The 26,220-nt window shown below is 34.2% G+C and carries 22 protein-coding genes; 3 read left to right on the top strand and 19 right to left on the bottom strand.

The window, feature by feature from the left end; all coding sequences use genetic code 11:
- Window positions 1-108: 108 nt before the first annotated feature.
- The 12 genes from JS605_RS04460 to JS605_RS04405 form a co-directional block, all read right to left on the bottom strand.
- Window positions 109-2,517, bottom strand: coding sequence for an efflux RND transporter permease subunit (locus tag JS605_RS04460; protein ID WP_203256451.1), 2,409 nt, complete (start codon window positions 2,515-2,517; stop codon window positions 109-111).
- A gap of 60 nt (window positions 2,518-2,577) precedes the next feature.
- The gene (locus JS605_RS04455; protein WP_239000248.1) at window positions 2,578-3,681 is read right to left on the bottom strand and encodes a DUF5686 family protein; all 1,104 of its coding nucleotides are present in this window, start codon (window positions 3,679-3,681) and stop codon (window positions 2,578-2,580) included.
- A gap of 223 nt (window positions 3,682-3,904) precedes the next feature.
- On the bottom strand, window positions 3,905-4,462 hold the full coding sequence (gene frr / locus JS605_RS04450) for a ribosome recycling factor (protein WP_203256449.1): 558 nt from the start codon (window positions 4,460-4,462) through the stop codon (window positions 3,905-3,907).
- A gap of 48 nt (window positions 4,463-4,510) precedes the next feature.
- Entirely contained in the window at window positions 4,511-5,218 is a 708-nt protein-coding gene (pyrH, locus tag JS605_RS04445) for a UMP kinase (protein ID WP_203256448.1), read from the bottom strand.
- 133 nt (window positions 5,219-5,351) lie between these two features.
- Window positions 5,352-6,326, bottom strand: coding sequence for a translation elongation factor Ts (tsf, locus tag JS605_RS04440; protein ID WP_203256447.1), 975 nt, complete (start codon window positions 6,324-6,326; stop codon window positions 5,352-5,354).
- 148 nt (window positions 6,327-6,474) lie between these two features.
- Window positions 6,475-7,248, bottom strand: coding sequence for a 30S ribosomal protein S2 (rpsB, locus tag JS605_RS04435; RefSeq protein WP_203256446.1), 774 nt, complete (start codon window positions 7,246-7,248; stop codon window positions 6,475-6,477).
- Between the two features lie 215 nt (window positions 7,249-7,463).
- The gene (gene rpsI / locus JS605_RS04430) at window positions 7,464-7,850 is read right to left on the bottom strand and encodes a 30S ribosomal protein S9 (protein ID WP_130936495.1); all 387 of its coding nucleotides are present in this window, start codon (window positions 7,848-7,850) and stop codon (window positions 7,464-7,466) included.
- A complete protein-coding gene (rplM, locus tag JS605_RS04425) occupies window positions 7,851-8,306 on the bottom strand; it encodes a 50S ribosomal protein L13 (protein WP_130936496.1) in 456 nt (151 codons plus the stop codon).
- A gap of 219 nt (window positions 8,307-8,525) precedes the next feature.
- The gene (locus JS605_RS04420) at window positions 8,526-9,737 is read right to left on the bottom strand and encodes a PorV/PorQ family protein (RefSeq protein WP_203256445.1); all 1,212 of its coding nucleotides are present in this window, start codon (window positions 9,735-9,737) and stop codon (window positions 8,526-8,528) included.
- A gap of 104 nt (window positions 9,738-9,841) precedes the next feature.
- Complete coding sequence (locus tag JS605_RS04415; protein WP_203256444.1) at window positions 9,842-10,906, bottom strand: DUF3179 domain-containing protein; 1,065 nt, start codon at window positions 10,904-10,906, stop codon at window positions 9,842-9,844.
- A 7-nt stretch (window positions 10,907-10,913) separates the two neighbouring features.
- Window positions 10,914-11,885, bottom strand: coding sequence for a hypothetical protein (locus JS605_RS04410; RefSeq protein WP_203256443.1), 972 nt, complete (start codon window positions 11,883-11,885; stop codon window positions 10,914-10,916).
- A 98-nt stretch (window positions 11,886-11,983) separates the two neighbouring features.
- Window positions 11,984-12,946 carry an L-threonylcarbamoyladenylate synthase gene (locus JS605_RS04405; RefSeq protein ID WP_203256442.1) on the bottom strand — a complete coding sequence of 321 codons (963 nt, stop codon included), beginning with the start codon at window positions 12,944-12,946 and terminating at the stop codon, window positions 11,984-11,986.
- Between the two features lie 253 nt (window positions 12,947-13,199).
- On the opposite strand from JS605_RS04405, the gene JS605_RS04400 reads away from it, so the two are divergent.
- Window positions 13,200-15,149, top strand: a complete 1,950-nt coding sequence (locus JS605_RS04400; protein WP_203256441.1) for a YgiQ family radical SAM protein — start codon at window positions 13,200-13,202, stop codon at window positions 15,147-15,149.
- Between the two features lie 71 nt (window positions 15,150-15,220).
- Window positions 15,221-15,736, top strand: a complete 516-nt coding sequence (locus tag JS605_RS04395; protein ID WP_203256440.1) for a lipocalin family protein — start codon at window positions 15,221-15,223, stop codon at window positions 15,734-15,736.
- 251 nt (window positions 15,737-15,987) lie between these two features.
- Here JS605_RS04395 and JS605_RS04390 read toward each other — a convergent pair whose 3' ends face one another.
- Entirely contained in the window at window positions 15,988-16,353 is a 366-nt protein-coding gene (locus tag JS605_RS04390) for an endonuclease domain-containing protein (protein WP_203256439.1), read from the bottom strand.
- Between the two features lie 208 nt (window positions 16,354-16,561).
- On the opposite strand from JS605_RS04390, the gene JS605_RS04385 reads away from it, so the two are divergent.
- Complete coding sequence (locus tag JS605_RS04385; RefSeq protein WP_203256438.1) at window positions 16,562-18,019, top strand: KAP family P-loop NTPase fold protein; 1,458 nt, start codon at window positions 16,562-16,564, stop codon at window positions 18,017-18,019.
- A 2-nt stretch (window positions 18,020-18,021) separates the two neighbouring features.
- Here JS605_RS04385 and polA read toward each other — a convergent pair whose 3' ends face one another.
- The 6 genes from polA to JS605_RS04355 all read right to left on the bottom strand — a co-directional run bounded on the left by polA (window position 18,022) and on the right by JS605_RS04355 (window position 25,939).
- Window positions 18,022-20,874, bottom strand: coding sequence for a DNA polymerase I (polA, locus tag JS605_RS04380; RefSeq protein ID WP_203256437.1), 2,853 nt, complete (start codon window positions 20,872-20,874; stop codon window positions 18,022-18,024).
- A 106-nt stretch (window positions 20,875-20,980) separates the two neighbouring features.
- Window positions 20,981-21,496, bottom strand: a complete 516-nt coding sequence (locus JS605_RS04375; RefSeq protein ID WP_203256436.1) for a hypothetical protein — start codon at window positions 21,494-21,496, stop codon at window positions 20,981-20,983.
- A 7-nt stretch (window positions 21,497-21,503) separates the two neighbouring features.
- On the bottom strand, window positions 21,504-21,902 hold the full coding sequence (locus tag JS605_RS04370; protein WP_203256435.1) for a hypothetical protein: 399 nt from the start codon (window positions 21,900-21,902) through the stop codon (window positions 21,504-21,506).
- A gap of 10 nt (window positions 21,903-21,912) precedes the next feature.
- On the bottom strand, window positions 21,913-22,200 hold the full coding sequence (locus JS605_RS04365; RefSeq protein WP_203256434.1) for a hypothetical protein: 288 nt from the start codon (window positions 22,198-22,200) through the stop codon (window positions 21,913-21,915).
- Between the two features lie 217 nt (window positions 22,201-22,417).
- Entirely contained in the window at window positions 22,418-23,749 is a 1,332-nt protein-coding gene (locus JS605_RS04360; RefSeq protein ID WP_203256433.1) for a hypothetical protein, read from the bottom strand.
- Window positions 23,750-23,791: 42 nt separating this feature from the next.
- Window positions 23,792-25,939, bottom strand: coding sequence for a T9SS type A sorting domain-containing protein (locus tag JS605_RS04355; RefSeq protein WP_203256432.1), 2,148 nt, complete (start codon window positions 25,937-25,939; stop codon window positions 23,792-23,794).
- Window positions 25,940-26,220 lie beyond the last annotated feature (281 nt).

Here is a 26,220-nt window from a genome sequence, read left to right as displayed (position 1 = left end):
GATTTTGGACAGTAAATATAAGGGTTTCGATGTTTAAAATTAAAATAAAAAACAGTAAAAATTTAACAAAATCCGAATTATTTTAACAAAAGAGATTCTAAATTGTAATTAGTATTTATCACTAGTATCTTTCTCATCATCATCTTCCTCTGGTATGATATTAATAGGTGGTTTTTTAAGTACTTGTTTGTTAGCTATACTTCTTTCTAATGATAATAACAATGAGGGTAACAATAGTAAATTAGAGAGCATGGCGAATAGTAAAGTGGCAGAAACTAAAGCACCTAAGGCTACCGTGCCTCCAAAATCTGAAATCGTAAATACCGAAAAACCAAAGAACAGTACTATTGATGTATAAAACATACTTACACCTGTTTCTTTTAAAGCACCATAAACGGATGGTTTTATTTTCCATTTATTGGCTTGTAATTCTTGACGGTATTTTGCCAAGAAGTGAATGGTATCATCTACTGAAATACCAAATGCAATACTAAACACGAGTATGGTTGAGGGCTTTATAGGTACACCAATGTATCCCATAACACCAGCTGTTACCAAAAGAGGTAAAATATTTGGGATAAGCGATACGATAATCATTCTTCCTGACCTAAACATGTAGGCCATAAAAAGTGATATCAGTAAAATGGCCAGTGATAAGGAAATTGCAAGGTTTTTTACCAAATACTTTGTACCTTTTTGAAATACCAATGCCTTACCCGTCATAGTAACATTGTAACGTTCCTCCGGAAATACTTTGTCAATTTTATCTTGAAGGTTTTCTTGGATACGTTCCATTTTATCAGTTCCTATATCCTTCATAAATGTGGTAATACGTGCATATTGTCCTGTACTATCTACAAAATTCTTAAGCAAATCTACATTGGATGATGAATTTTTTGCATAGGAAAGGATAAAACTGTTTTCTTGGGATGTAGGCAATTGATAGTGCTTTGGGTTACCGTTGTAATAGGCCTGTTTGGAGTATTTTACTAAACCAACTACTGAAACAGGTTTAGAGAGTTCTGGTGTTTCTACTATAAACTCTTCAAGCTTATCCATACGTTTAAGGGTAGATAATTTCATAACCCCTTTTTTGCGTTTGGTATCTACCATAATTTCAACAGGTAAGATGCCATCAAATTCTTCCTCAAAAAAACGTATATCGTTTACAAATTTAGATTCTTGAGGCATATCTTCAATTAAACTTCCAGAAACCTTAATTTGGTTTATCCCTATCATACTAATGGTTAAAAGTAAAACCGAAATGGCATAAATGGCAATACGTTTGTTTTTTACCATATATTCCATCCAATTTACAAACCCACCAATCCATCGCTTATTTAAATGTTCTAGGTGGCGATCTTTAGGAAATGGTAAAAAGGTATATATGATAGGAATAATAAGTAAGCACAGAATGAAAATGGCTAGGATACTTAGCGACGCTACAATACCAAATTCTTTTAAAAGTTTACTTTCTGTTAAAATAAATGTGGCAAAACCAGAGGCTGTGGTAACGTTGGTCATTAGCGTAGCATTACCAATTTTTGTAATAACACGCTGTAAAGATTTTACTTTGTTACCATGAAGCTTAACCTCGTGTTGGTATTTGTTAATTAGGAAGATACAGTTGGGAATACCAATAACAATAATTAATGGTGGTATTAAGGCTGTTAAAACAGTAATTTCATACTTCAGTAAACCAATTATACCAAGCGTCCACATTACTCCAATGCAAACCACAATCAATGAAATAAATGTGGCTCTAAACGATCTAAAAAAGAAAAAGAAAATAATGGAGGTAACCAATAGCGCTGCTATTACAAACTTTCCAATTTCATCAATAATATTTTCTGAGTTTTTAGTACGTATGTATGGCATCCCAGAAATACGGATATCTAGATTGTATTCTTGCTCAAAAGCTTCAATTTTAGGTTCTAAGTCATTAAGCACAAACTCTTTTCTGGCAGAGGTGTTTACTAAAGACTTTTTTAAGTAAAGGGCTGTACGTACCGTTTTAGTGTCGCTATTGAATAAAAAATTATCGTAAAATGGATATTTTTCAAACAGTTCGTTTTGCAGTGTTTCAACTTCTTGAGGAGTTGAAATAGAGTCTTTTATAAAGGGTTCTAGCGTAAAACGTGCTTCATTAGTATTTTTTACGAGTTTCTGTAAGTCCTTTATGGAAATTACAGCTTCTACGGCATCATAATTATTAAATTCTGAAGAAAATGTATTCCAAGCATTAAGTTTATCAACAGTAAAAAGCGTACTATCTTTTACTCCAATAACAATTAAATTGCCCTCTTCTCCAAAAGTATCCAGAAAATTGTTGTAAGCGATATTTGCTTCGTGGTCGTCGGGTAATAAATTCGCTTCGGTATTACTAAAACGCATATAATCCCATTGCGTACTAAAGAGATATGTGGCTATAATAATAGCTATAAGAATTGCAATTTTATTCCTTAGAATAAGTCTTGCAGTTACATCCCAAAAATCTTTTGTAAACAATTTAAACATACGCTGTTATAAAAGCAGCGCAAAGGTAGAAAAAACAATGTATTAACCGTTGTAAATCAACTACAATGTTAGGTTAAATGTAAATTTAAAAGCTACATTATCTGCAATAGAAGGTAAATGATAAGCGCCATAACGATAGGTAAAACTTAAACCAAAACCAAAGAGTAGTTTGTTAAGCTCAAAACCAGACTCTGTATATCCTTTGTTTAAGGAACCAAAAACGATGTTTTCATGCTGGCTTGGATTTTCAATATCACCAATAGCAAACCTTGAAATTAACACCAATTGGGGTTTGAAACGTTGCGATACTTCAAAAGGTTTTAAAAAATGTTTAAATTGAACTGTAGTAAACTTGTCTGAGAAAAACTCGTTAAAAAACATGGTTTCAAAACTAGTAATACCAGCTACCGAGAAACGTTGTAGTATGGTTTCTTTATTTATGTTGTTTGGGTACGCATGATATAAATGGGTTAGGGGAACGTCTCCACTAGCTATTCCAGACACTAAGGTTAGCTCTGATACATTTTTGTTTTTGTGTAAATGTCGATGTATCGTTTTAAAATCTACTTTTGAAAAATTGAAATCACTTTTAAAAATACCTTTTACACTTTTGGTAAATTGTAGCGTAAATTTAGGATAAGCATCTTTTATGTTTTTGGTTAAGTTGTCTTCAATTTTAAATTTGCTGAATGGGCTCCACTGCATAGACACTGTAGTTGTACTAAACTGAAATTTATTGAAAGATGTTCCATTTAGATTAAAAACATAATTGTAAGTAGGTTCTACATTGCTGGTAGCAAACTGTGCTTCGGTAGACAATTTAGGATGAAACTTGTGTTTTATTGAAACGGCTTGTGTAATATGCCTGTGAAACAAGTCAATATTCAATAAACGGGGTTCAAAGAATTGAAAAAATCGAGTATCGGTTAAAAATTTAGAGCTTCCTGTTTCTTGTAAATCATCGGTATACGAAATACTTAGCCATGTATTCGTTTGTTTGTTTAGCCTTACGCTCCCACCTATACTGTATTTGTATGCATCATCTCTAAACCCATACACGGTATAGCCATTAACCTTAAATTTTTCTGAAAAATTTTTACTTGTAACACCACCAAGACCAGTTCTTAACCCTTCATACTGATTGTATTTTACGAGGTATCTCAAGTCAAAATTAAAATATTTAGTAGGGAAATAGCCGTTGCCTAGCTGTTTTAGAAAAAAGTTTTTTTTGACGGTATCTTGTTTAATTTCAAAAAAACGTGTTGTAGAACTTTGCGCTTGTGCCGTATAAAAAGAGATACATAAGATAAAGGCACAATATTTTGACATTATATTAGTGAGAGCTTATTTTAAATGAGAAAAAAAGCGACATTATTGTCGCTTTTCCTTAAACTGTCATGATTTCTTTTTCCTTGTTATCAAAGATATCATCTATTTTCTTAACGTAACTATCCGTCATTTCTTGTACATCAATTTCAGCATTTTTTTGCTGATCCTCAGAAACATCATCAAGCTTTTTAATATCGTTATTGGCTTCCTTACGCGCATTTCTCACACCAACCTTAGCATCTTCAGCTTCTGATTTAGCTTGTTTTGCCAAGGTTTTACGACGTTCTTCTGTTAAAGGCGGTACATTTATAATGATACTCTCTCCATTATTCATAGGATTAAAACCTAAGTTAGCAATCATGATACCACGTTCTATTTCTTGCAACATACTTTTCTCCCATGGTTGTACGGTTATAGTTCTACCATCAGGTGTGTTTACGTTAGCTACTTGATTTAAAGGTGTCTGTGAACCATAATAGTCAACCATTACACTTCCTAGCATTGCTGGAGATGCTTTACCAGCTCTTATGTTAACCAATTGTTTTTCAAGATGCTTAAGTGCAGCGTCCATGGCTTCCTTGGCTGTATCTAGTATAAATTGTAAGTCCTCGTTCATCTTTTTAAATTTTAAATTATCTGTAAAGATTCAAAAATTACGCCATTTTTAGATATTAACTTCTGTTCCTATGGATTCTCCAGAAACCACTTTTAATAAATTCCCTTTTTTGTTCATATCAAAAACAATAATTGGTAATTTATTTTCTTGGCTTAATGTAAATGCTGTGGTATCCATCACTTTTAAGCCGCGTTTTAACACATCGTCAAATGTAATATTGCTAAACTTGGTAGCGTTACTGTCTTTTTCAGGATCGGCATTATATATACCATCTACTCTAGTACCTTTTAAAATCACATTTGCTTCAATCTCAATAGCTCGTAAAACAGCAGCGGAATCTGTTGTAAAATAAGGATTTCCAGTACCACCACCAAAAATCACTACGCGTCCTTTTTCTAAATGGCGCATTGCTTTTCGTCGAATAAAAGGCTCGGCTACTTCATTAATTTTTATGGCAGTTTGTAAACGCGTGGGGATATCAGCATCTTCGAGAGCGCTTTGTAAAGCCAAACCGTTTATTACTGTGGCTAGCATCCCCATATGATCTCCTTGAACTCGATCCATACCTTGACTTGCACCTGCGACACCTCTAAAAATATTACCTCCACCAATTACTATGGCAACCTGTACGCCTTTGTCGGTTATGGTTTTTATATCTTGTGCATATTCGGCTAAACGTTCTGGATCTATACCATATTGACGACTGCCCATTAAGGCCTCACCTGATAATTTTAGTAGTATTCTTTTGTATTTCATTAGTCTTTTCTGAAGTTTAGCAAAACTACATATTTTTTTTATTTCTTGAATGTAATGTTATTTAGATTTAAGGCATAAAAAAACCACTACCCTTTTCAGAATAGTAGTCGTTATATATGATTTTTAAAAAGTATTACCCTAAAGTAACTCTTTTAAATCCTGTAATTTCAATTTTACCATAAGAAGACACATATGCTTCAACCGTTTTCTTCTCGTCTTTGATAAAATTCTGGTTTAATAAACACTGCTCTTGATCTAGCGTTGTGTTATCTGAAATAAAACGTTGCATCTTACCTGGTAAAATTCTATCCCAAATTTGCTCTGGTTTACCTTCAGCTTTTAACTCAGCTTTTGCAGCTTCCTCAGCTTCAGCAATCACTTCAGGAGTTAATTGTAATTGAGAAATGTATTTTGGTACATTTTTCAATGTTTTACCTAAACGTTCTAATTCTTCATTATCTTTCTCAATAGCTGCAATTCTAGCTTCAGTTTCAGATGCTACGTATGCAGGATCGAAATCTTTATAAGATAATGTAGTCGCTCCCATAGATGCGATTTGCATAGCTACATCTTTAGCTAAAGTTTCTACATTGTCTACAACACTTGAAAACCCGACAATTGCAGCAATTTTATTAATGTGTACATAAGAACCAACATAAGCAGCTTCAACTTTTTCAAAAGCTTTGATGTCTAGTTTCTCACCAATCACACCTGTTTGTTCTACTAATTTATCAGCAACTGTCATACCGTCAAAATCTGTAGCTAGGAACTCTTCTTTTGACGCAGTATTTAAAGCAATGTCTCCTAATTGACTTGCTAATGCTAAAAAGTTTTCGTTTTTTCCAACAAAGTCAGTTTCACAACCTAAAACGATAGCAACGCCAACAGTATTGTCTGCATTTACTTTTGCCACAGCAGCCCCTTCACTAGATTCTCTATCCGCTCTTTTTGCAGCAACTTTTTGTCCTTTTTTACGTAAGATTTCGATAGCTTTATCAAAATCCCCTTCAGCCTCAACTAAAGCTTTTTTGCAGTCCATCATTCCTGCACCAGTAGCTTGTCTAAGTTTATTAACTTCTTGAGCTGTTATTTTTACTGTAGTACTCATAGTATTATAATTTAAAAAAAGTCGTTTAATTTTTAAGGTTTAGATTCCCGTTTTCACGGGAATGACATTTAAAAGGAAATCCTGATGTGAAAAACATCAGGAAAAACTTTTGCGCCTAAACGACTTAATTATGTTGTATTAATGTTATTTATTCTTCTTCTTCAGCTACAACGGCTTCAGCTTTTTTAGCTTTAGCTTTTGGAGCATCTTTTTCAGCAGATGCCGCTTCTTTTTCAGCTTTACGCTCAGCTAAACCTCCAGCGATAGCATCAGTAACATGAGTTAAAATCTTATTGATAGATTTAGAAGCATCATCGTTTGCAGGGATAACATAATCCACTTGACGAGGATCTGAGTTTGTATCTACCATTGCAAAGATTGGAATGTTTAACTTTTGCGCTTCTTTAATTGCGATGTGCTCACGCTTAATATCTACCACAAACAACGCTCCTGGTAAACGCGTCATGTCGCTAATAGAACCTAAGTTCTTTTCTAATTTAGCTCTTAAACGGTCTACTTGTAAACGCTCTTTTTTAGATAAGGTGTTAAATGTACCATCTTTCTTCATTCTATCGATAGCAGCCATTTTCTTAACTGCTTTTCTGATAGTAACAAAGTTAGTTAACATACCACCAGGCCATCTTTCTGTGATGTAAGGCATGTTAATAGCACTTGCTTTTTCAGCAACAATATCTTTTGCTTGTTTTTTGGTAGCAACAAATAAAATTTTACGGCCTGATGCTGCAATTTTTGCCAATGCTGCTCCAGCTTCATCAATTTTAGCTGCTGTTTTGTAAAGGTTGATAATATGGATACCGTTACGCTCCATATAAACGTAAGGAGCCATGTTTGGGTCCCACTTACGTGTAAGGTGTCCAAAGTGTACACCTGCTTCTAGTAGTTCTTTTACTTCTACTGCCATTTTTGTAATAGTTTACGTTCTGTTGAATTAGCAATGATTAAGTGGTCATTTTTCAAATCGCCTTACCATTTAGATGCTAAACTAAATCTTCACGCCATAGCGTGATAGACAACAATAACTGGTTTCATGCCCTGAACTCGTTTCAGGATCTTTTCAATAAAATAAAGTAATTCAGAATCTGAAAACTCAGATTCTGAATTAAGAGTTTTGGAATATTAACGTTTAGAGAACTGGAATTTCTTACGCGCTTTCTTCTGACCGAATTTTTTACGCTCTACCATTCTTGGATCTCTTGTTAACAAACCTTCTGGCTTTAGGATACCTCTGTTTTCAGCATCTACTTCGCACATTGCGCGAGAGATAGCTAAACGTACAGCTTCTGCTTGACCAGTGATACCACCGCCATATACATTTACTGTAATATCAAAGTTGCCATCATTGTTAGTCAAAGCTAAAGGTTGCTTTACTTTGTACTGTAAAGTAGCTGTAGTAAAGTAACTTGCTAAGTCTTTTTTGTTTACCGTGATGTTACCCTTTCCAGCAGCAACATACACACGTGCAACAGCCGTCTTTCTACGGCCGATTTTGTGAATTACATCCATTTACTTGAATTCATTTAAATTGATTGCTTTAGGTTTTTGAGCTTCGTGTTTGTGCTCAGTACCCACTACAACCGTTAGATTACGGAATAAAGCTGAACCTAATTTGTTTTTAGGCAGCATTCCTTTTACTGATTTTTCTACTAAACGTGTTGGGTTTTTTCCAAACAATTCGTTAGCAGTTAAACTTCTCTGACCACCTGGGTAACCTGTGTGACGAATGTATGATTTATCGTTCCACTTGTTTCCAGATAAGTTGATTTTTTCAGCATTAATAACAATTACGTTATCGCCGCAATCAACGTGTGGCGTGAAGTTTGGCTTGTGTTTACCTCTTAAAAGTTTTGCAACTTTAGAAGCTAAACGACCAAGCGTTTGATTTTCAGCATCAACAACAACCCACTGCTTATCAACAGTAGCTTTGTTAGCAGAAATCGTTTTGTAGCTTAATGTGTCCACACTAAATTATTTTTCTGATTAAACATTCCTCTTTCTAAAAAAGAGTTTGCAAATCTACGATTATATATTTGATTACCAAATAGTGTAGGGTATTATTTTAGCTGAAAAAATAGAGGTCTTTTTGGATTTAAAATAGAGCTATAAAAACCCAACCCCTAATAAAGAAATTTTATGTTAGGGTTGGGTTAACCAAACTAAAAACATTATAATAAATTAGTTTTAGTTTTTATCTACAAATTTAAGGTTGATACCTACCGAGAATAAAAAGCTTCTATCTGTGAAATATTGTGGCACCGTAAAACTGTTTCCGTATTCGTTTAAAACTTTGCTGGTAACAAAATTAACTTCACTATTAAATGGAAGTGTACCATTGGTCCATGCGTTTAAAGGTAAATTGGCTCCAAAGCCCCAAGTAAGTCCTCTTTTGTTGTCTGTAACCCAAGCGCCTTCTCCAACTTCTTTTGGTCCTGAAGGAGGACGTTTCTCAAAGTAGTATCCTAATCTAAAGGCCAAGGTTTTCATAAACCAAGCTTCAGCGCCTATACCAAAAGCAGTATTATTTTCATGGTTTGCATTTTTAATTGTTTCCTTGGGGCCAGGAAGTACATCTCTAAATTGTAAGTGTACTGCCAAGTCTAATGTTTTTGGAGCACCTTTAAAAAATCCCTTTCCTTCTGTGAAGTTTGGTTGGATTGCAAGCGTTGCTTGATAAGCAGCTCCAAATGTTAGATGAATTGGTAAATCTCTAAAGTTTAAGAAATCTTGATAGGTTTGCTCTATCCTATTTTTCATTAACACATTTACTAAACTTGTTGCAAATCTTATGTTTTGATTGCTGATTTTTTCGTTTTTAATCCAGTCTACTTCTTTATCATATATAGCTCCAAATGACAGTATAAATTCTGTATTGGTAACATTTTTTGGTACTGCGCGATCTACTAAATAATTACCAGATACCCCCACATTTAATCCCGGAATTACTTCGTAAGCAGCTACTGCTGTATATGCTGATTGACTACGTCGATCTTCATACGATTCTTCATAACCGCCAATTATAGTAGACCAAGGGGAATTTTTTTCATCCACCCAATTTAAGGTGCTAATACCTACAATTAGTTTGTTATTTATGCGATAAGATACGCCCAAGAAAGGATATTGTCCGCCCTTACGAACTTGACTTCCTGACGCATAATTTAAATGCACGTTAATAGTTTCTTCGGTAAGCCCAATTGTGGCAGGATTGTAAAATGCATTTTCAATACCTTCTAAAGTAATGGTTGTTAAACCCATTCCAGTTGCTCTAGCACTTGAAGGTTGCCCGTGAAAAATACCCCGATAATGTGTTGGTACATAATAATCCCGTTGTGATTGAGAAAAACTAACGGATTGACATAGAATAGCAAATAAAGTAGCTCTTAATAACAATTTCATGATATATAATGTTTGATTAGTTGTCAATACATCGATATCATAAAAAAATGTCATCACACTTTCATAGGCAAACGACTTGTTTTATCTGTTTTTTACCAAAAATTTTAGGGTGCAGTATATATCTCGGGATCTGGATAAAATGCTGCAATTGCAAACCAATAGCTCATCACAGATTTTACTGGTGTTAAGTTTTCTCCTGTTCTAGGGCCACTTAATGCTTCTCCAAAAATAGACCATGTATTGCCTTCGTTATCTGTGAATAAAGAAGGGGATGCATTATGTTGTTCGTATTCAAAATTTAGATTGGCGTGTGCTTCTTCTAGTTTAAAACCATAAATTATATCGTTGTTCCCGTAGATAAGGTAATTGTTACCATTAAAACTGTCTTTAATTACATTACCGGCATCAAAATCAGAAAACCTATATACTTTCGAGATATTGTCATCAATTATAGTATAAACACGCTCTTTATTAGGTAGGACATCATTAAAAATAGCTGGTCTGAAAATAAATCTACTATTGTTAGTAGCGTAATCACCATAAGGGGATACACCATAATTTCTTGAAAAGCCTGTTTGGGTGCTTAATACTTGAGTGTTGGGATAAAGCGCTCTCCAGGTTTGCCAATTGGTTTCAACGGTGTTGTATAGTTTGGGTTTATCGTTTATTAATGCGCCATTAACGCACTCTAGTCTTAATTGAGACCAATTGCTGTCTGTGTTTCTGTCGTACATAATAAGATTTGCATTATACAACAAGCCAGATACACCAAATGTGGTTCTGGAGTTATTTGTTCTGCTTTCCCAAGCAAAAGCGGTACCGGTTAAAGGGCAATAATTTAAAGTAAAAAAGGAGGTATTAATATCATCATTTACAACTTCATGCCAGTCTAAAACTATATGCGGATAAGCTCTGGCAACACCGTCTTGAAAAATGCCAACTACTAAATCATTATCATTTAAAAATGAAGCTTCAGAGGCGTTTATAAATTGAGGATTATCAATTGAAGGGATACCATCTTTCCCTGGGCCTCCATCTCTAATTTCGTTTACAGGAATGGCCCATTCCGTAAACTCATTTAAAGGTCTTTCATCTTGAATATTATCAGTTGTGCTGCTGCAAGCAAATAATAATATAGTAATTGTACTAAGTAAAATAAGGTTTTTCATAGCTGTTTTATTTTATGTTGAACAATTTTTGTTTTGGTTTAAGCTTTAATAGAATACCACTAGTAACTCTATAGGTTGGGGTAAGTTGTGTGCCATCTACGTTGCTGTACAAGGGTAATTCTATTCTGGTTGAAAACGCAACATTAGGCTTAAGTTGTATTGAAAAATCTGGAATTATAAATAGCCAATTTCCTCCTGTGTTATCTAGATTAAAACCATCAATTTGGTCTAGATCTGCATCGCGATATTTAAAAGTAATACTTGGATTTGCTAGGGTTTTAAGCATTTGAAATTGATCAGACACACCTAAGAACGCCTGAATTTCATTTCCAAATTTATAACTAGAGTTTCCTAGATAGGTGTTATTTGTGCCTGTATTTCTGTAAATTACTCTAGAGGAGATAGTCATAGAAGGCCTAAATGCTGGTTGTTTACTACCAGCGATATAATACACAATATCCCAGGCGTTACTGCCGGGTTGTAAATCGGCATTTAATACAATATTTTGTTCGTTGGCTTCTGTAGATGAGCCAAAAGGGATTTTAGTGCCCAAACCAATTTCTGTACTACTATTTTTGCCAAGTAGATTATTAAAGTTGTATTTAAGCAGTAATAGTCCATCTCCTACTCCAGAGGTAGTATCTAGATTTTCGCTACCAAACTGGGATATGTTGCGGCGTTGGTTTACCCATGTAAATAAACCTTCAATAGCTATCCTATTTGTAATGGCATAACTTGTATTTAGTAATATGGAATGTGTTATTCTTAATCTAGAATTATCATTTAAAGTTTCAGAGCCATTGTTTAATGTGTTTAGATTATTATAATCATAATTAATGCTTATTTGAAATGTCCCCTTGTTTTCAACAGTCATTCCTATGTTATTAGACAAAGGAATGCCTCCAGAGCAACAGGTTTGCGCATTTACGTTGTAGATACAAACCAAAATTACACCTAAAATCAATTTTTTAAGTTGCATACTTTTTATAGCTATACTAAAAAAGGTCGTTACAAATCAGGTATGCTTACTTGTTGTTGAGTTTAGACGCGAAAAAAGGGAAATTTTGACAAGATTTTTTACTTGAGGCTTGTAGCTCTTTGTAATCTGTCGTTTACAGATTTTCCTAAACCTATATCGGGTAATATTTCGGCAATAATAATATCTAAATGCAAACTGTCTAGTTGATGTAAACTATAATATAGGTTTGAAGCTGCTTCATTCACATCTCCAGTTTTAGACAATATAGTTAGAGAAGAAATTGCATCACTTTTAATTTTAGATTTAAATGATAACACCCCAATACGTTTCCCTTTATGGTTTTTAATGTCTTGTGAAATATCATTTGATAAAATTGTTTTTGTCCTAGGGGCATAGTGTTTAAGCAACATGCCTGGAGCATTAGGATTTTGTTCTTTTTTGTTTTTTACAGAAACGCTACCTACTATTGCTTCTATATCTTCGAGTGTTAGAGATCCTAAGCGATATATGATAGGTTCATTATTTTCAAAACCAACAATAGTGGATTCTATACCTTTTCTACAAGAGCCACCATCTAAAACCATTTTAATGTTGTTTTTAAAATAAGCTTCAACATGTTGGGCAGTGGTTGGGCTAATTCTATTAAAAGGGTTGGCACTGGGTGCTGCTAATGGAAAATCTAGTGTTTTTAAAAGTTCTAAAGTTACAGGATGATTAGGTATTCTTACTGCAACAGTATCTTTTCCTGCAGTAATGATATCAGGAATTACATCTTTTTTTGGTAGTACCATTGTTAAAGGTCCTGGCCAAAATTGTTCTGCCAATAATCTGGCTTTTTCAGGGATGTAGCTTACCACATTTTCAAGGTATTCTATATTAGGAATATGAACGATAAGCGGATTAAACAAAGGGCGTTGTTTTGTGTTGAAAATGGCTTTAATAGCGGTTTCACTATAAATATTACCAGCTAAACCATATACGGTTTCGGTAGGTATGGCTACCAACTCGTTATTGTTTAAAAGCGCAACAGCCTTTGCTATGTCTTTAGAAATGATACTCATTACACAAAATAGGTTGCAAAACTAAATAAAATAATGCAGAACTTTTATGGGAAACATTATGCTTGCAAGTATGCCCTGCATTAAGGATAGTAGTGGAAAGCCCACAGGTTTTGCGCTTAAGCGCATAAGCGAGGACTTGCAGCGGATAGCCTGCCTGTCGGCAGGCAGGCCTGACCCCGCCTTAAGCGGGGTAACTCCCAAATAAAACATACACAGTATACAAGCGTTAATTTTTGTGTATTTTTGCAACGCTATGCAGGAGTTGAAACTTTCTAGTTGGTTGCCTACCACAAACAAAGAGGTAAAAATTCGCGGGTGGGATGCGCTCGATGTGATCCTTTTTAGTGGCGATGCGTATGTGGACCACCCAACGTTTGGACCTGCTGTTATAGGACGTTTATTGGAAAGTTTTGGGTTGCGGGTGGCTATTGTGCCACAACCTAATGTGAATGATAATCTTCAGGATTTTGTGAAATTGGGAGCACCAAAATTGTTTTTTGGGGTTACAGGTGGGTGTATGGACCCAATGATTAGTAACTACAACGCTAATAAGAAACGCCGAAAAAAAGATGCTTATACGCCTAATGGTGATATTGGGTTTCGTCCTGATTATGCTACTACAGTTTACACTAATATTTTAAAAGAGAAATGGCCTGATGTACCGGTTTTAATTGGTGGTATTGAGGCATCGTTACGTCGTGTTACCCATTACGATTATTGGAGTAATACATTAATGCCTACTATTTTAGAGAGTTCTAAGGCGGATATGCTAGTTTATGGCATGGGAGAGCAGCCGTTACGTGAGGTGGTAAGGCTTTTGCAAAAAGGGGTGCCTTTTAGTAGTATTACTACCGTAAAACAAACTGCAGTTTTATTGAATGCAGATGCAAAAATCCCTAAAAATAGCAATTGGGAGGATGTTGAGATTAAATCACATGAGGTGTGTTTGAAGGATAAGAAAGCTTATGCTTCTAATTTTAAGATAATAGAGCAGGAGAGTAATAAACTTGCGGCACGTAGAATTTTTCAGAAGATTGAGGATAAAACGTTGATGATTAATCCGCCATATCCTACCATGACTGAGGAAGAAATTGATGCCTCTTTTGAGTTGCCTTATACAAGATTACCCCATCCTAAATACAATAAACGTGGACCAATTCCTGCGTATGAGATGATTAAATTTTCCATAAATATTCATCGTGGATGTTTTGGGGGCTGTAGTTTTTGTACCATTTCTGCGCATCAAGGAAAATTTATAGCTTCCCGAAGCCAAGAGTCGGTATTGCGAGAGGTTGATACTGTAGCAAATATGCCAGATTTTAAAGGCTATTTATCTGATATTGGCGGTCCAAGCGCCAACATGTATAAAATGAAAGGGAAGGTGCAGGAGATTTGTGATAAGTGTGTGGCGCCGTCGTGTATTTCGCCTGTAATTTGTAGTAATCTAGATACGTCTCATAAACCTTTAACTGATTTATATCAAGCTGTTGATAGTCATCCAAAGGTTAAAAAGTCGTTTATTGGTAGCGGTATTCGCCATGATATGTTAGTGCCAGAATTCAATAAAAATGCTGATGCTAAAGAGTTGGATGATTATACTGAAGAGGTAATGACCAAGCACGTTTCTGGACGCTTAAAAGTGGCTCCTGAACATACCAGTGATCCTGTTTTAAAATTGATGCGTAAACCTTCGTTTAGCTATTTCCATAAGTTTAAAGAGCGTTTTGATAAAATTAATATCAAAAAAGGTTTGAAGTTACAATTGATTCCATATTTTATTTCGAACCATCCTGCTTGTGAGGCTGAGGATATGGCTAATTTGGCTGCCGAAACCAAAGATATGGGGTTTCAGTTAGAACAAGTACAAGGCTTTACACCAACTCCCATGACGGTGGCTACTGTGATTTACTACAGTGGGTATCATCCCTATACGCTTAAAAAAGTAAAAACACCAAAAACCCAAAAAGAAAAGGATGAACAGCATCGTTTTTTCTTCTGGTATAAAGATGAAAATAAGGCGTGGATAAAGAATACATTAAATAAACTAGGACGACAAGATTTATTGGACGTTTTACTTCCTAAAAAGGAGGAAAAATGGCGTAAAAACAGACCTGGTAAACCTAAACATACGTTTGATGACGCGGTGCCTTTTAATAAGCGGAAGAAGAAGGCAAAGTTTCGTTCTAAAAATAAGCGCAGGTAAGTTTTTTAATTTTTAGTGATGACAATCTCTTCATATGTCGATGTGTAATAAAAACACATTAATTAATTCATATGAAAACTACCAAATTTTTTTCAGTATTACTAATATTACTATTTACAGTATCGTGTTCGGAATCATCGAATGAAGATATGCAAGACAAACAAGTATCTTTTGAAGGTGTGTGGCAATTAAGAGATATTGATTTTTCAAATGCCTCTATTCCTGCTGAAGTTTCTGGAGATATAGTTGATTTTGTTCAATTAATACTCAATGAGGGTTGCGAAATGATGGTTTTCGAGTTTAGACCTGATAAATCAGTTATATTAGAGCAATATGATGTGAATGATTTCAACCCTACTGAAGAGGAAGTAGAGTATGTTGTAAATTGTGAAAATATAGACACATTTATTGGTACATGGGATTTACAGGAGAATCAACTTACTATTTCGGGAGAAGATGATGAGTCTAGCTCTTTTTCCATTAGATTACAATCTAGTATAATGATTTTAGAAGATGTTCCTCTTGGAGCGATTTTACCTGTAGATGGACAAGGAGATTTTGTTTTTGAAAAGCTGGGCAATGGGTAATGAATTTAATGCGCCTCCAACCAATTATCGCCAATATCTAAATCAACATCTAAAGGTACTTCTAGTTTATAAGCGTTTTCCATTTCGGTTTTTACAATCCTGTAGTCCCCTCAAGGGGACATCGGTTTACGCCTTTGTTAATCCAACCATAGAACATTAATAGAATTAATAACTAAAATTCTAATCTGCTTTTTTAAAGTTATGAGTGGTGTCCCCTTGAGGGGACTTTAGGGGTGTTCCATAAGAGTAAGTCATTCACTTAATTCCTTTACTTTTTCTTCAATAACAAGTAAAACACTAAACATATTCTTTTTCACTTCATCGTTAGAAAATCTTAAAAAAGTAACACCATAAGCTTCAATTTTACCCTGTCGTTTAGCATCATACAAGACACTATGGTCATGACTTTTACCATCAATTTCAATAGCTAAACCAATTTCGTGACAATAAAAATCAACGATGTATTCCAACATTGGCACTTGTCTATGGAATTGTACGCCTAGAGCCCGTTGTTTAATGTTTTGCCACAATAATACCTCTGGTAGAGAACTATTTTTTCTCAACTGTCTAGCTAGTTGTTTAAGTTCTGGTTTGTATGGAATTATTTTGTTTCTCATGTTTTGATCTGACACCCCTGTGGTCCCCACAAGGGGACAATGGTTACCGTTTAATTTTTAAACTAAGTTATATATTTTATAGTTTGGTTGTTCTTCTAAAAGGAGAAGGTGTGATTAAAAGTTTGAGTGATGTCCCCTTGAGGGGACTTTAGGGGTGTTTCTACAGATATAAGATAGATTATTCTTACTTTTATTAAAAATATATTTTATGTCTAAAATATTGAATAACCTTCCCGTTGAAGATTTAAACGAAGACAATGACTATTTAGGTATAATTGACAAAGGTCAAATAATAAAAACGTTTTTAGAAAGTAATACAGAAGAATTTAAAGACATCAAAATGTTTTCACTTTATGGCGAATGGGGAAGTGGAAAGAGTACTTTGATGTTATATTTACAAGACCAACTAAAAGAAACTTTCAATACATTCTTTTTTGAAGCTTGGGAATTCGAAAAAGATGATAACTTACCAATATCTCTTTTGGATTTTTTACTTAATGAAAGTAATACTGTAAGCGAAGAATTTTATGGAGATATTTTGAAATATGGAGGCAAGATATTAAGAGGTTTTGGTAACTCAATAAAATTTAATGTGCCTTTATATCCTAAAGGACCTAGCATTAGGGTTGATCCTTCGAAGTTTATAGATGAATTTAATAATGAGAATAAAAGTTCATTTTTTAAATCACGTGACAATTTTAAAAGTTCTTTTAAAAAATGGGAAGGACTGAGAAACGAAAATAAGAGGCATGAATATAACGTAGTTTTTATAGATGATTTAGATAGATGTGAACCAGAAAATGTGTTGAATTTACTATCAGCATTAAAATTGTTTTTTACCTATGGGCAGAAAACTATATTCTTTTGCGGTGTGGATAAAAAAGCTGTTGATGAAGCTGTAAAAACAAAATATGGAGAGGTGGTTATTGCAAATGAATACTTAGAAAAGATTTTTGATATTTCTTTTTCAATGCCTAAACATGACGATTTATTAAAATTGGTAAGTCAGTATTTTGATAATAACGAAGTTGAAATTCTAGGTGATAATTTAGATTGGAGTATTTCCAATTTTTTTAGAGAATTAGACTTTACAAATCCAAGAAGAGTTAAAAAAGTTTTAAACAAGTTTCTAGTTCTCAAGAATGTAAAGTCAAATTTACCAAAAGGCTCAGAATATATTGGATATATACCATCATTTATTGATGGAGATGAAGGTAATTATTTTGAGACAATTTTAACCTTATATTTTATTTTGGCAATGGAATTTGAGCCAACTGCCTTGGAATGTGTTTTTAACCTAAAAAGGAAACATTTAAACTTTTGTAAAACCCTTAAAGATAATGTAAACCATAATAATCTTAATAATAATATACAAAGCTTGGAATGGTTAATGGATGATAATATGATTAATGAACAGTTGAAAATATTTAATTCAACGAATCAATATAGAAGTGTTATTTATACTTTTTTACCACTTGATGCGATTGTGATTAGTACTCAGGCTTTACAGATGAAAGATTTCAATAAAATAAGAGTAGCAAACGACACTTTAGAATACAAATTTGTTAAATATTTAGTCGATAACGTTGAGATGTTTCATTCAGCTAATAGTTTTTCAACTTGTTCATTAAACTCAATAAAACATATTATAAGAAGAACAATATAGTTTTAATGCGCCTCCAACCAATTATCGCCAATATCTAAATCAACATCTAAAGGTACTTCTAGTTTATAAGCATTTTCCATTTCGGTTTTTACAAGAGTTTTGATGGTCTCTAATTCTGGTTTGTACACATCAAACACCAATTCATCATGCACTTGTAGTAGCATTTTGGTTTTAAAATTGCCTTCTGATAGCTTATTATGAATATTAATCATGGCAATTTTAATAATATCAGCAGCACTACCTTGTATAGGTGCATTTACGGCATTACGTTCTGCGGCACCTCGTACAACGGCGTTTCTGGAATTAATGTCTTTTAAATACCGACGGCGACCTAGAACAGTCTGTACATAGCCATTGTCTCTTGCAAAATCTACCTGTTCGCTAATGTAGTTTCTAAGTTTAGGATAAGTAGCATAATAGGTGTCAATCAATTCTTTAGATTCTGCTCTAGACAAATTAGTTTGGTTACTTAATCCAAAAGCGGAAACACCGTAAATAATACCAAAATTCACGGTTTTGGCATTGCTACGTTGCTCACGTGTAACGCTATCAATAGGTACGTTAAATACTTTTGAAGCGGTTGATGCATGAATGTCTTCTCCGTTTTGGAATGCAGAAATCATCGTTTCTTCTTTACTTAAAGCCGCAATAATCCTTAATTCTATCTGCGAGTAATCTGCTGCTAAAAGCGTGTAATCTTCACTTCGCGGAATAAAGGCTTTACGTACTTGTCGTCCACGTTCGGTACGAATCGGAATATTTTGAAGGTTAGGATTGTTGCTACTCAATCGCCCTGTAGCTGCAACGGTTTGCATATAATCAGTATGTACACGCCCTGTGGCATCTTCAACCTGATTTGGTAAGGCATCTACATAGGTGCTTTTCAATTTAGATAACCCTCTAAAGTCTAATATATTTTGAATAATTTCATGGTCTTTTGCCAAATAGCTTAGTACATCCTCAGCTGTAGAATACTGTCCAGATTTTGTCTTTTTAGGTTTATCCACCAACTTCATTTTTTCAAAAAGTATAATACCTAATTGTTTTGGAGAAGAGATATTAAATTCTTCTCCTGCGGCTTCATAAATTTTAGCTTCTAAAGTTTTAATGTCTTTATCAAGTGCTAGAGATAAGGTATTTAAAAAGTCTTTATCTAAGTTAATACCTTCTAGTTCCATATCCGCTAAAACTCGAAGTAAGGGTACTTCAATATCATTAAATAGTTTTTGGGTATTGGCTTCGCCCAACTCATTTTGAAAATGTTCTTTTAATTGTAATGTAATATCTGCATCTTCAACCGCATATTCGGTTTGTTTTTCCAGTGGTACCTCGCGCATCGATAATTGATTCTTCCCTTTTTTACCAATTAAAGTTTCAATAGAAATGGGTGTGTAATTTAAATAGGTTTCAGCCAGCACATCCATATTATGACGCATATCTGGATTGATAAGGTAATGCGCTAACATAGTATCAAAGAGTTTTCCTTTAACATCAACGTTGTATTTCGCTAAAACTTTAATATCATATTTTAAATTCTGACCAATCTTCTCAATCTTCTCACTTTCAAAAAACGGACGCAGTTGCTCTATTAGTTCTTGGGCTTCGTTTTTATCTTCAGGAAATGGTACATAAAAGCCTTTGCTGACTTCCCAAGAAAAAGCAATACCTACTAATTCAGCAGTTAAGGGATTCAATCCTGTAGTTTCTGTATCAAAACATACAGAAGTTTGATTCATTAAGTTTTTAATAAACAATTTAGTCGCCATTCCAGAGGCCACACTTTGGTAGAAATGAGATGTCGTTTCTGCAGTTTTTCTTGTGTATTCTGGTGTAGTTTCAGCATCGTTTGATGGATCTGCTCCAAATAATGAAAACTGACCAGCACCAGCAGATTTAGTCTCTTTAGGTGTTGGTTTGCTAGCTGTATTTTGAGTATTAGATGATTGGTTTGATGCTGTTGTAGCATCAGCATCTTGTGTAAAGGTTTTTACAAAATTTTCAGTGAGTCTCCTAAATTCTAATTCTTGAAAAATAGCTTTTACTTTTTCAACATCGGGATGGTCTAGTTCAAAATCTTTAGCATTAAACTCTACAGGAACATCTAGCATAATGGTTGCCAGTTTTTTCGAGAGTAAGCCTAACTCGCCATTAGCTTCTACCTTCTCCTTCATCTTACCTTTTAGCTGATCGGTGTTTGCTAATAAACCTTCCATACTGCCAAATTGTGCCAAAAACTTTTTCGCAGTTTTTTCGCCAACCCCAGGAAGTCCTGGGATATTATCACTGGAATCGCCCATCATTCCTAAAAAGTCAATAACCTGCATAGGGTCTTCAACCTCAAACTTTTTTTGTACTTCTGGGATGCCCCAAGTTTCGTAACCGCCGCCAAAAACTGGGCGATACATAAAAATATTCTCGGTAACCAATTGCGCAAAATCCTTATCTGGTGTTACCATATAGGTTTTGTAACCCTCTTTTTCAGCTTGTCGCGAAAGTGTGCCAATCACATCATCGGCTTCATAGCCTTCTTTTACCATAATGGGAATGTGCATCGCCTCTAAAATATTGCAAATATGCGGAATGGCAGTTCGAATGCCTTCTGGGGTTTCGTCTCGGTTGGCCTTATACGCTTCGTACATTTCAACACGATCTACACTACCACCTTTATCAAAACAAACGGCTAAGTGATCTGGACGTTCGCGTTTTATCACATCCAATAACGAATTCATAAACCCCATAATGGCTGAGGTGTCCTCTCCTTTAGAGTTGATTCTTGGATTTTTTATAAAAGCATAATACCCACGAAAAATTAAAGCATAAGCATCTACTAAAAAAAGGCGTTTTTGGTCTGACATTTTATGTGTTTTGATAGAGAACCAAAGCTACAAAAAGTTAGAACCTAATTGAAATTAAAAGAATAGAAAAGCAGTGTCTTCTATATTTATTATTTCTAAACTGGTTTTATGGGACACTCATTCTTGAATAATTGCTAAAGCTCGGAACACCAGCCATAAACCAACCTTTGTCAGATTTATTAATCGTTGAGAGCTTAATTGTTCCAATGAATTTACCATTAGTGAATTCTAAGCGTGTTGAACGAGCTTCAATCCCATTACTTCGAGGCGAATAACTAACTTTTGAAAACTCTACATTATCCCAATTGGTCAATCCTTTAGAGATTGCGTCTGCTTTAATTTCATCAAAAGCTTCAATAAGTTTTGGATAATATTCTTCGTGCCTATTTCTGGCTCGTTCAGCATTTATAGGTTTACCATAATTCTTGATAAAATATTCAACTTCATATTTAGTATAGATGTATTCTGTAAATAGATCTTTATCATTTTGTTTCAAAGCGTAAAGTACAGATTTACCTAAATCTTCAGGCGTAACATTTCCAACATCTCCATCAGAAATACAAGATGTAAACAAAAAGATTATAATTAAGGATATACTTATATGATTATATTTTGTTTTCATAATCAATTTATTTTTTAGATATTATTTTTAAGTACAATAAAACTTTTAAAGATATTTGAGCTAGTTCTCTTATTAATCCTAAATATAGGGGCGAGAAATAAGTGCCAACTAGCATACTTACAAAGATTCCAAAACCACCATAAGGGGATTTCATTCCAGCAATAATTGAAACTATTATACCTACAGGGTAGGTTAAAAAAATGAGTGCATTAAATATGCTGATTAACCAAATATATAGTGGAAAGTCCAGTGCTAAATTACTTTCTTCAGAATCGTCAGCTTTACTGTTAGATAGTGCTATTAATGCATTTTTAAAAATTTTAAAAGGCAACGTTAGTGGTTTTACAATAATGAGTTCTAGAGTTTTTAGAACTACTTTGCCGTAATCTATTTCTTTAAGCTCCATAAATGTGAATTTAGTTACAGTTTGCAGATGCTTTTAAAAGTGCTTTTTTAAATTTCTGTTTTTCTTCTAATGAAGAATATTTAGCATCCATTTTTTGAATCAAACGAGAAGCTTCAGTCATAAATTCTTGTGCATCTTCCATGCTTGATGTATCGCCTGAAATAGCTTTAAGTTGAAGATTTTTTGCTTTGCATTGTAGGTCTGCTACTTCTTGGGCATCTTTAGAGATTGAATTACCACAACTTGTTAGGAATAATGTTGCAAATAATAATATACTTGATAGCAATAACTTTTCCATTTTTGAGAGGGTTTTTAAGTTGAGCTACAAACTTATAAATCAGGTAGCTAAGATTTGTACGGTTTCCCGTAAATCACTCAAAAACAGACAGTAAACTAGATAAATCTCAAATAGAAAAGATAAAAGACATGATAATTTCTTTAAGATAAATGTAGATCAATTTCAGTAACGAGAAATAATCTTTAGGATAGATTTCAAGTTTTGAATCGAAATTTTACTAAAGTTTTACCCAAGCGCCAGCTTCAAATCCCCAAAAACCAATTGTTGTAAATGTAGCATTAGTGGAGGTTACATAAATAAAATCTCCATCAACAGCCGTTAATGCGCTTGCTTGTGCAGCTGTAAACCTACCAGATTTAAATACATTTTGATCAGCCACCTTTAAATCGCCATTGATTTCAATGTTATTGGTTTGAAAATCGCCATAGATTAATGGGGCAGTAGTACTAGAGTTATCAATATATAATTTATTATTTCCAGATTCTTGCATTCCAGATTGATAACCAATAAACACATTTCCCGATTTATTTTCAGTAGTTCCAGTATTGGTTTCGGGGTCATAATTACCTCCACCAGATTCAAATCCTATGTATACATTATTTGATGAATTTACATCTGAATTTCCTGAATTAGCTCCAATAAACACATTTCTATCATTATTTAAATCCGATGCATTGTCATCATCTAACGATCTTCCAGCATAATCTCCCACAGCAGTATTATTATCTCCATAAATGTTAAATCTAAGCGATTGGTTTCCAATAGAAGAATTGTTTATTCCAAATATATTTTCTCCTAAAGAAAACGCACCTATAGCTACATTTGATGAACCAGAAGTATTGCTGTTAAGTGCATTTCCTCCAATGGCTGAATTATTTCTTCCAGAAGTATTTGCAACTAATGTGGCAAAGCCAATAGCGGTATTCCTTAAACCATCAACGTTATTAGTTAGAGCATTATGTCCTATAGCTGTATTATTTCTTCCAGAAGTGTTTGCGTCTAGAGTAGATGAACCAATAGCAACATTGTAACTACCAGAAGTATTTAATTGTAAAGACTGAAACCCTATAGCAATATTCTGTTCACCTTGATTAGCTGTATTACCAATAACATCATTTAAGGCATTTAATCCTATACCAATATTTCTGTTATGTGAAGCATCATCAGCATTACCTGCACCGATACCTAAAAATATAGATGAACCATTATTTGATCCATCAATATCAGATTTTCCATCAGATAGGTCGTTTATTTGTTTAACAAATGGAATCCATGATGTTGTAGCATTGTCCCAATAGTAAAATCCTTCTGCTGGAGTACCACTACCAGTAACAAAAACAAGCATACCATTTTGATTCACACCTGGATTAGTAGCTGGAAACTCATCAATTTTAGGAATTAAAATACCATCAGTATTAGCTGGAGTGGCTTGATTACTTGAAGATATATGTAAAGCTGAATTTGGAGTAGTGGTATTTATACCAACTTGTGCTATTGTGAATTGAGAGGATAAGATACAAAAAAGTGATAATAACAATTTGATTTTCATGAGATTATGGGGTATTTTATTAAAAAATATAGAGCGTTGTTTTTAATTAATAACAATCCTTTTGACGACTTGCTTATTCTGTTGGGATTTAATTTTTAATATATAAATTCCTGATTCTAAAGAACCAATGGATAGCTTATTCTGGCTTTTAACAGATATTATTTTTTTGCCCTGTATATTGTATAATTCTAATGTGTCGAACGACTTGTTTGAGTGTATATTTATAACATCATTCGTAGGATTAGGGTAAACCCTAACATCTGCATTAGTAAAAGTAGTAGTACTTAAGCTATTTGCAATTGAAATATTGAAACTCGTATTTGCCGTGTTGTCTGCCAAATCAATAGTTCTAAATACTCTAATCCAATAGGTGTTATTTGCTGACAAATTGGTAACAGTTCCAGATTCTTCAAAACACGCTAAGCTATTATTGGCCATACAGTCATCGAAAAAGGCAAAATTATTCCAGGTAATATTGCCATCAATTTCAATATCGCCATTCAGAGGCATTTCAAAACTGTACCAGATATCTACATAGTCTTCATTTGTTCCAGTTGTACACCCTGTTTCATTATTAACTGTTGCCCCACCAATTTCAAAATTAATAGTGGTAATACTGCCTTCGGTTACCGTAAAGTTTTCTGCTGAAGCACACGTATCATTAGTAACTTCCTCGAATGCTTGTATGCCGAAACTTGTAAATGCGTTGTCAGCCAGAGAGACAGTTCTAAACACTCTTAATTTGTAATTGGTTCCATTAGTTAATCCACTAATAAATTGATTGTTATTTCCGCATTGAATCATATTGCCATTGCAGGCATCGTATAGCGCAAAATTGTTCCAACTGGTAACACCATTTATATAGAGGTTACCATTAACTGGCATGGTAAATTCGTACCAGATGTTTACATAATCGGCTGTACTATCGCATCCAACTTCGTTAAGCACCTCAGCCCCGCCAATGTTAAAATCATATGTCAATGCTTCGGTTGTAACTGTAATAGTTTCTGCTGTAGCACAGGTATCATTAGTAACTTCTTCGAATGCTTGTATGCCGAAACTTGTAAATCCGTTGTCGGCCAGAGAGACAGTTCTAAACACTCTTAATTTGTAATTGGTTCCGCTAGTTAGCCCACTAATAAATTGATTGTTAGTTCCGCATTGAATCACATTACCATTGCAGGCATCGTATAGCGTAAAATTGTTCCAACTAGTAACAGCATTTATGTAGAGGTTACCATTAACTGGCATCGTAAATTCGTACCAAATATCTACATAATCCGCTGTACTATCGCATCCAATTTCGTTAAGCACCTCAGCCCCACCAATGTTAAAATCATATGTCAACGCTTCGGTTGTAACCGTAATAGTTTCTGCTGAAGCACACGTATCATTAGTGACCTCTTCGAATGCTTGTATGTCGAAACTTGTAAATGCGTTGTCAGCCAGAGAGACAGTTCTAAACACTCTTAATTTGTAATTGGTTCCGCTAGTTAGCCCACTAATAAATTGATTGTTAGTTCCGCATTGAATCCTATTGCCATTGCAGGCATCGTATAGCGTAAAATTGTTCCAACTAGTAACAGCATTTATGTAGAGGGTACCAGTTACTGGCATAGTAAATTCGTACCAAATATCTACATAATCCGCTGTACTATCGCATCCAATTTCGTTAAGCACCTCAGCCCCACCAATGTTAAAATCATATGTCAACGCTTCGGTTGTAACTGTAATAGTTTCTGCTGCTGCGCAAGTGTCATTAGTAACTTCCTCGAATGCTTGTATGCCGAAACTTGTAGATCCGTTGCTGGCTAGAGCGACGGTTCTAAATACCCTTAATTTGTAATTGGTTCCGCTAGTTAATCCACTAATAAATTGATTGTTATTTCCGCATTGAATCACATTACCGTTGCAGGCATCGTATAGCGCAAAATTGTTCCAACTGGTAACACCATTTATATAGAGATTACCATTAAACGGCATGGTAAATTCGTACCATACGTCAACATAATCAGCAGTGGTAGTACATCCTAATTCGTTATTGACTGTAGCATCAATGATTTCAAAGGTAAAGGATGTGAGCGAAGTGTCTATAGTAATTAGTTCTGCATTGGCACAATCGTCGTTTGCAGGTTGACCAAAAGTTATTTGTAAACAAGCTAAACATAAAATGAGGTAGAAGTGTTTCATGATATTTTTTATTCACATTTTAATTAATGATATAGTTCTTCATACATATATTCATAAAATGCATATCGGTGGATATTTGATTTGGGTTTAAAGTGTTTGGATTGTTTTTACCATAATCTCTCAATGTATGTAGCTTATTGATAGCCACAAGCCTCGGGATAACTTGATAATAAAACATGATATTTTTGTGTTACCATAAGTATCATGCAGTGGAATACATGATACAATGGTGTTTAAATATCATTAAAGAATTTTTTAATATTTGAGGTTCCCATAACGAA

Source organism: Hyunsoonleella ulvae, assembly GCF_016827605.1.
Taxonomy (GTDB): Bacteria; Bacteroidota; Bacteroidia; order Flavobacteriales; family Flavobacteriaceae; genus Jejuia; species Jejuia ulvae.
Note: the sequence above shows the minus strand (reverse complement) of the source record. Positions and strands in the feature narration are given on the sequence as shown.

Bases quoted from the DNA above. Each gene is read 5' to 3' on its own strand.
- JS605_RS04460 (WP_203256451.1), bottom strand. From the start codon at position 2,517: ATGTTTAAATTGTTTACAAAAGATTTTTGGGATGTAACTGCAAGACTT.
- frr (WP_203256449.1), bottom strand. From the start codon at position 4,462: ATGAACGAGGACTTACAATTTATACTAGATACAGCCAAGGAAGCCATG.
- pyrH (WP_203256448.1), bottom strand. From the start codon at position 5,218: ATGAAATACAAAAGAATACTACTAAAATTATCAGGTGAGGCCTTAATG.
- tsf (WP_203256447.1), bottom strand. From the start codon at position 6,326: ATGAGTACTACAGTAAAAATAACAGCTCAAGAAGTTAATAAACTTAGA.
- rpsB (WP_203256446.1), bottom strand. From the start codon at position 7,248: ATGGCAGTAGAAGTAAAAGAACTACTAGAAGCAGGTGTACACTTTGGA.
- rpsI (WP_130936495.1), bottom strand. From the start codon at position 7,850: ATGGATGTAATTCACAAAATCGGCCGTAGAAAGACGGCTGTTGCACGT.
- JS605_RS04420 (WP_203256445.1), bottom strand. From the start codon at position 9,737: ATGAAATTGTTATTAAGAGCTACTTTATTTGCTATTCTATGTCAATCC.
- JS605_RS04415 (WP_203256444.1), bottom strand. From the start codon at position 10,906: ATGAAAAACCTTATTTTACTTAGTACAATTACTATATTATTATTTGCT.
- JS605_RS04410 (WP_203256443.1), bottom strand. From the start codon at position 11,885: ATGCAACTTAAAAAATTGATTTTAGGTGTAATTTTGGTTTGTATCTAC.
- JS605_RS04405 (WP_203256442.1), bottom strand. From the start codon at position 12,946: ATGAGTATCATTTCTAAAGACATAGCAAAGGCTGTTGCGCTTTTAAAC.
- JS605_RS04400 (WP_203256441.1), top strand. From the start codon at position 13,200: ATGCAGGAGTTGAAACTTTCTAGTTGGTTGCCTACCACAAACAAAGAG.
- JS605_RS04395 (WP_203256440.1), top strand. From the start codon at position 15,221: ATGAAAACTACCAAATTTTTTTCAGTATTACTAATATTACTATTTACA.
- JS605_RS04390 (WP_203256439.1), bottom strand. From the start codon at position 16,353: ATGAGAAACAAAATAATTCCATACAAACCAGAACTTAAACAACTAGCT.
- JS605_RS04385 (WP_203256438.1), top strand. From the start codon at position 16,562: ATGTCTAAAATATTGAATAACCTTCCCGTTGAAGATTTAAACGAAGAC.
- polA (WP_203256437.1), bottom strand. From the start codon at position 20,874: ATGTCAGACCAAAAACGCCTTTTTTTAGTAGATGCTTATGCTTTAATT.
- JS605_RS04375 (WP_203256436.1), bottom strand. From the start codon at position 21,496: ATGAAAACAAAATATAATCATATAAGTATATCCTTAATTATAATCTTT.
- JS605_RS04370 (WP_203256435.1), bottom strand. From the start codon at position 21,902: ATGGAGCTTAAAGAAATAGATTACGGCAAAGTAGTTCTAAAAACTCTA.
- JS605_RS04365 (WP_203256434.1), bottom strand. From the start codon at position 22,200: ATGGAAAAGTTATTGCTATCAAGTATATTATTATTTGCAACATTATTC.
- JS605_RS04360 (WP_203256433.1), bottom strand. From the start codon at position 23,749: ATGAAAATCAAATTGTTATTATCACTTTTTTGTATCTTATCCTCTCAA.
- JS605_RS04355 (WP_203256432.1), bottom strand. From the start codon at position 25,939: ATGAAACACTTCTACCTCATTTTATGTTTAGCTTGTTTACAAATAACT.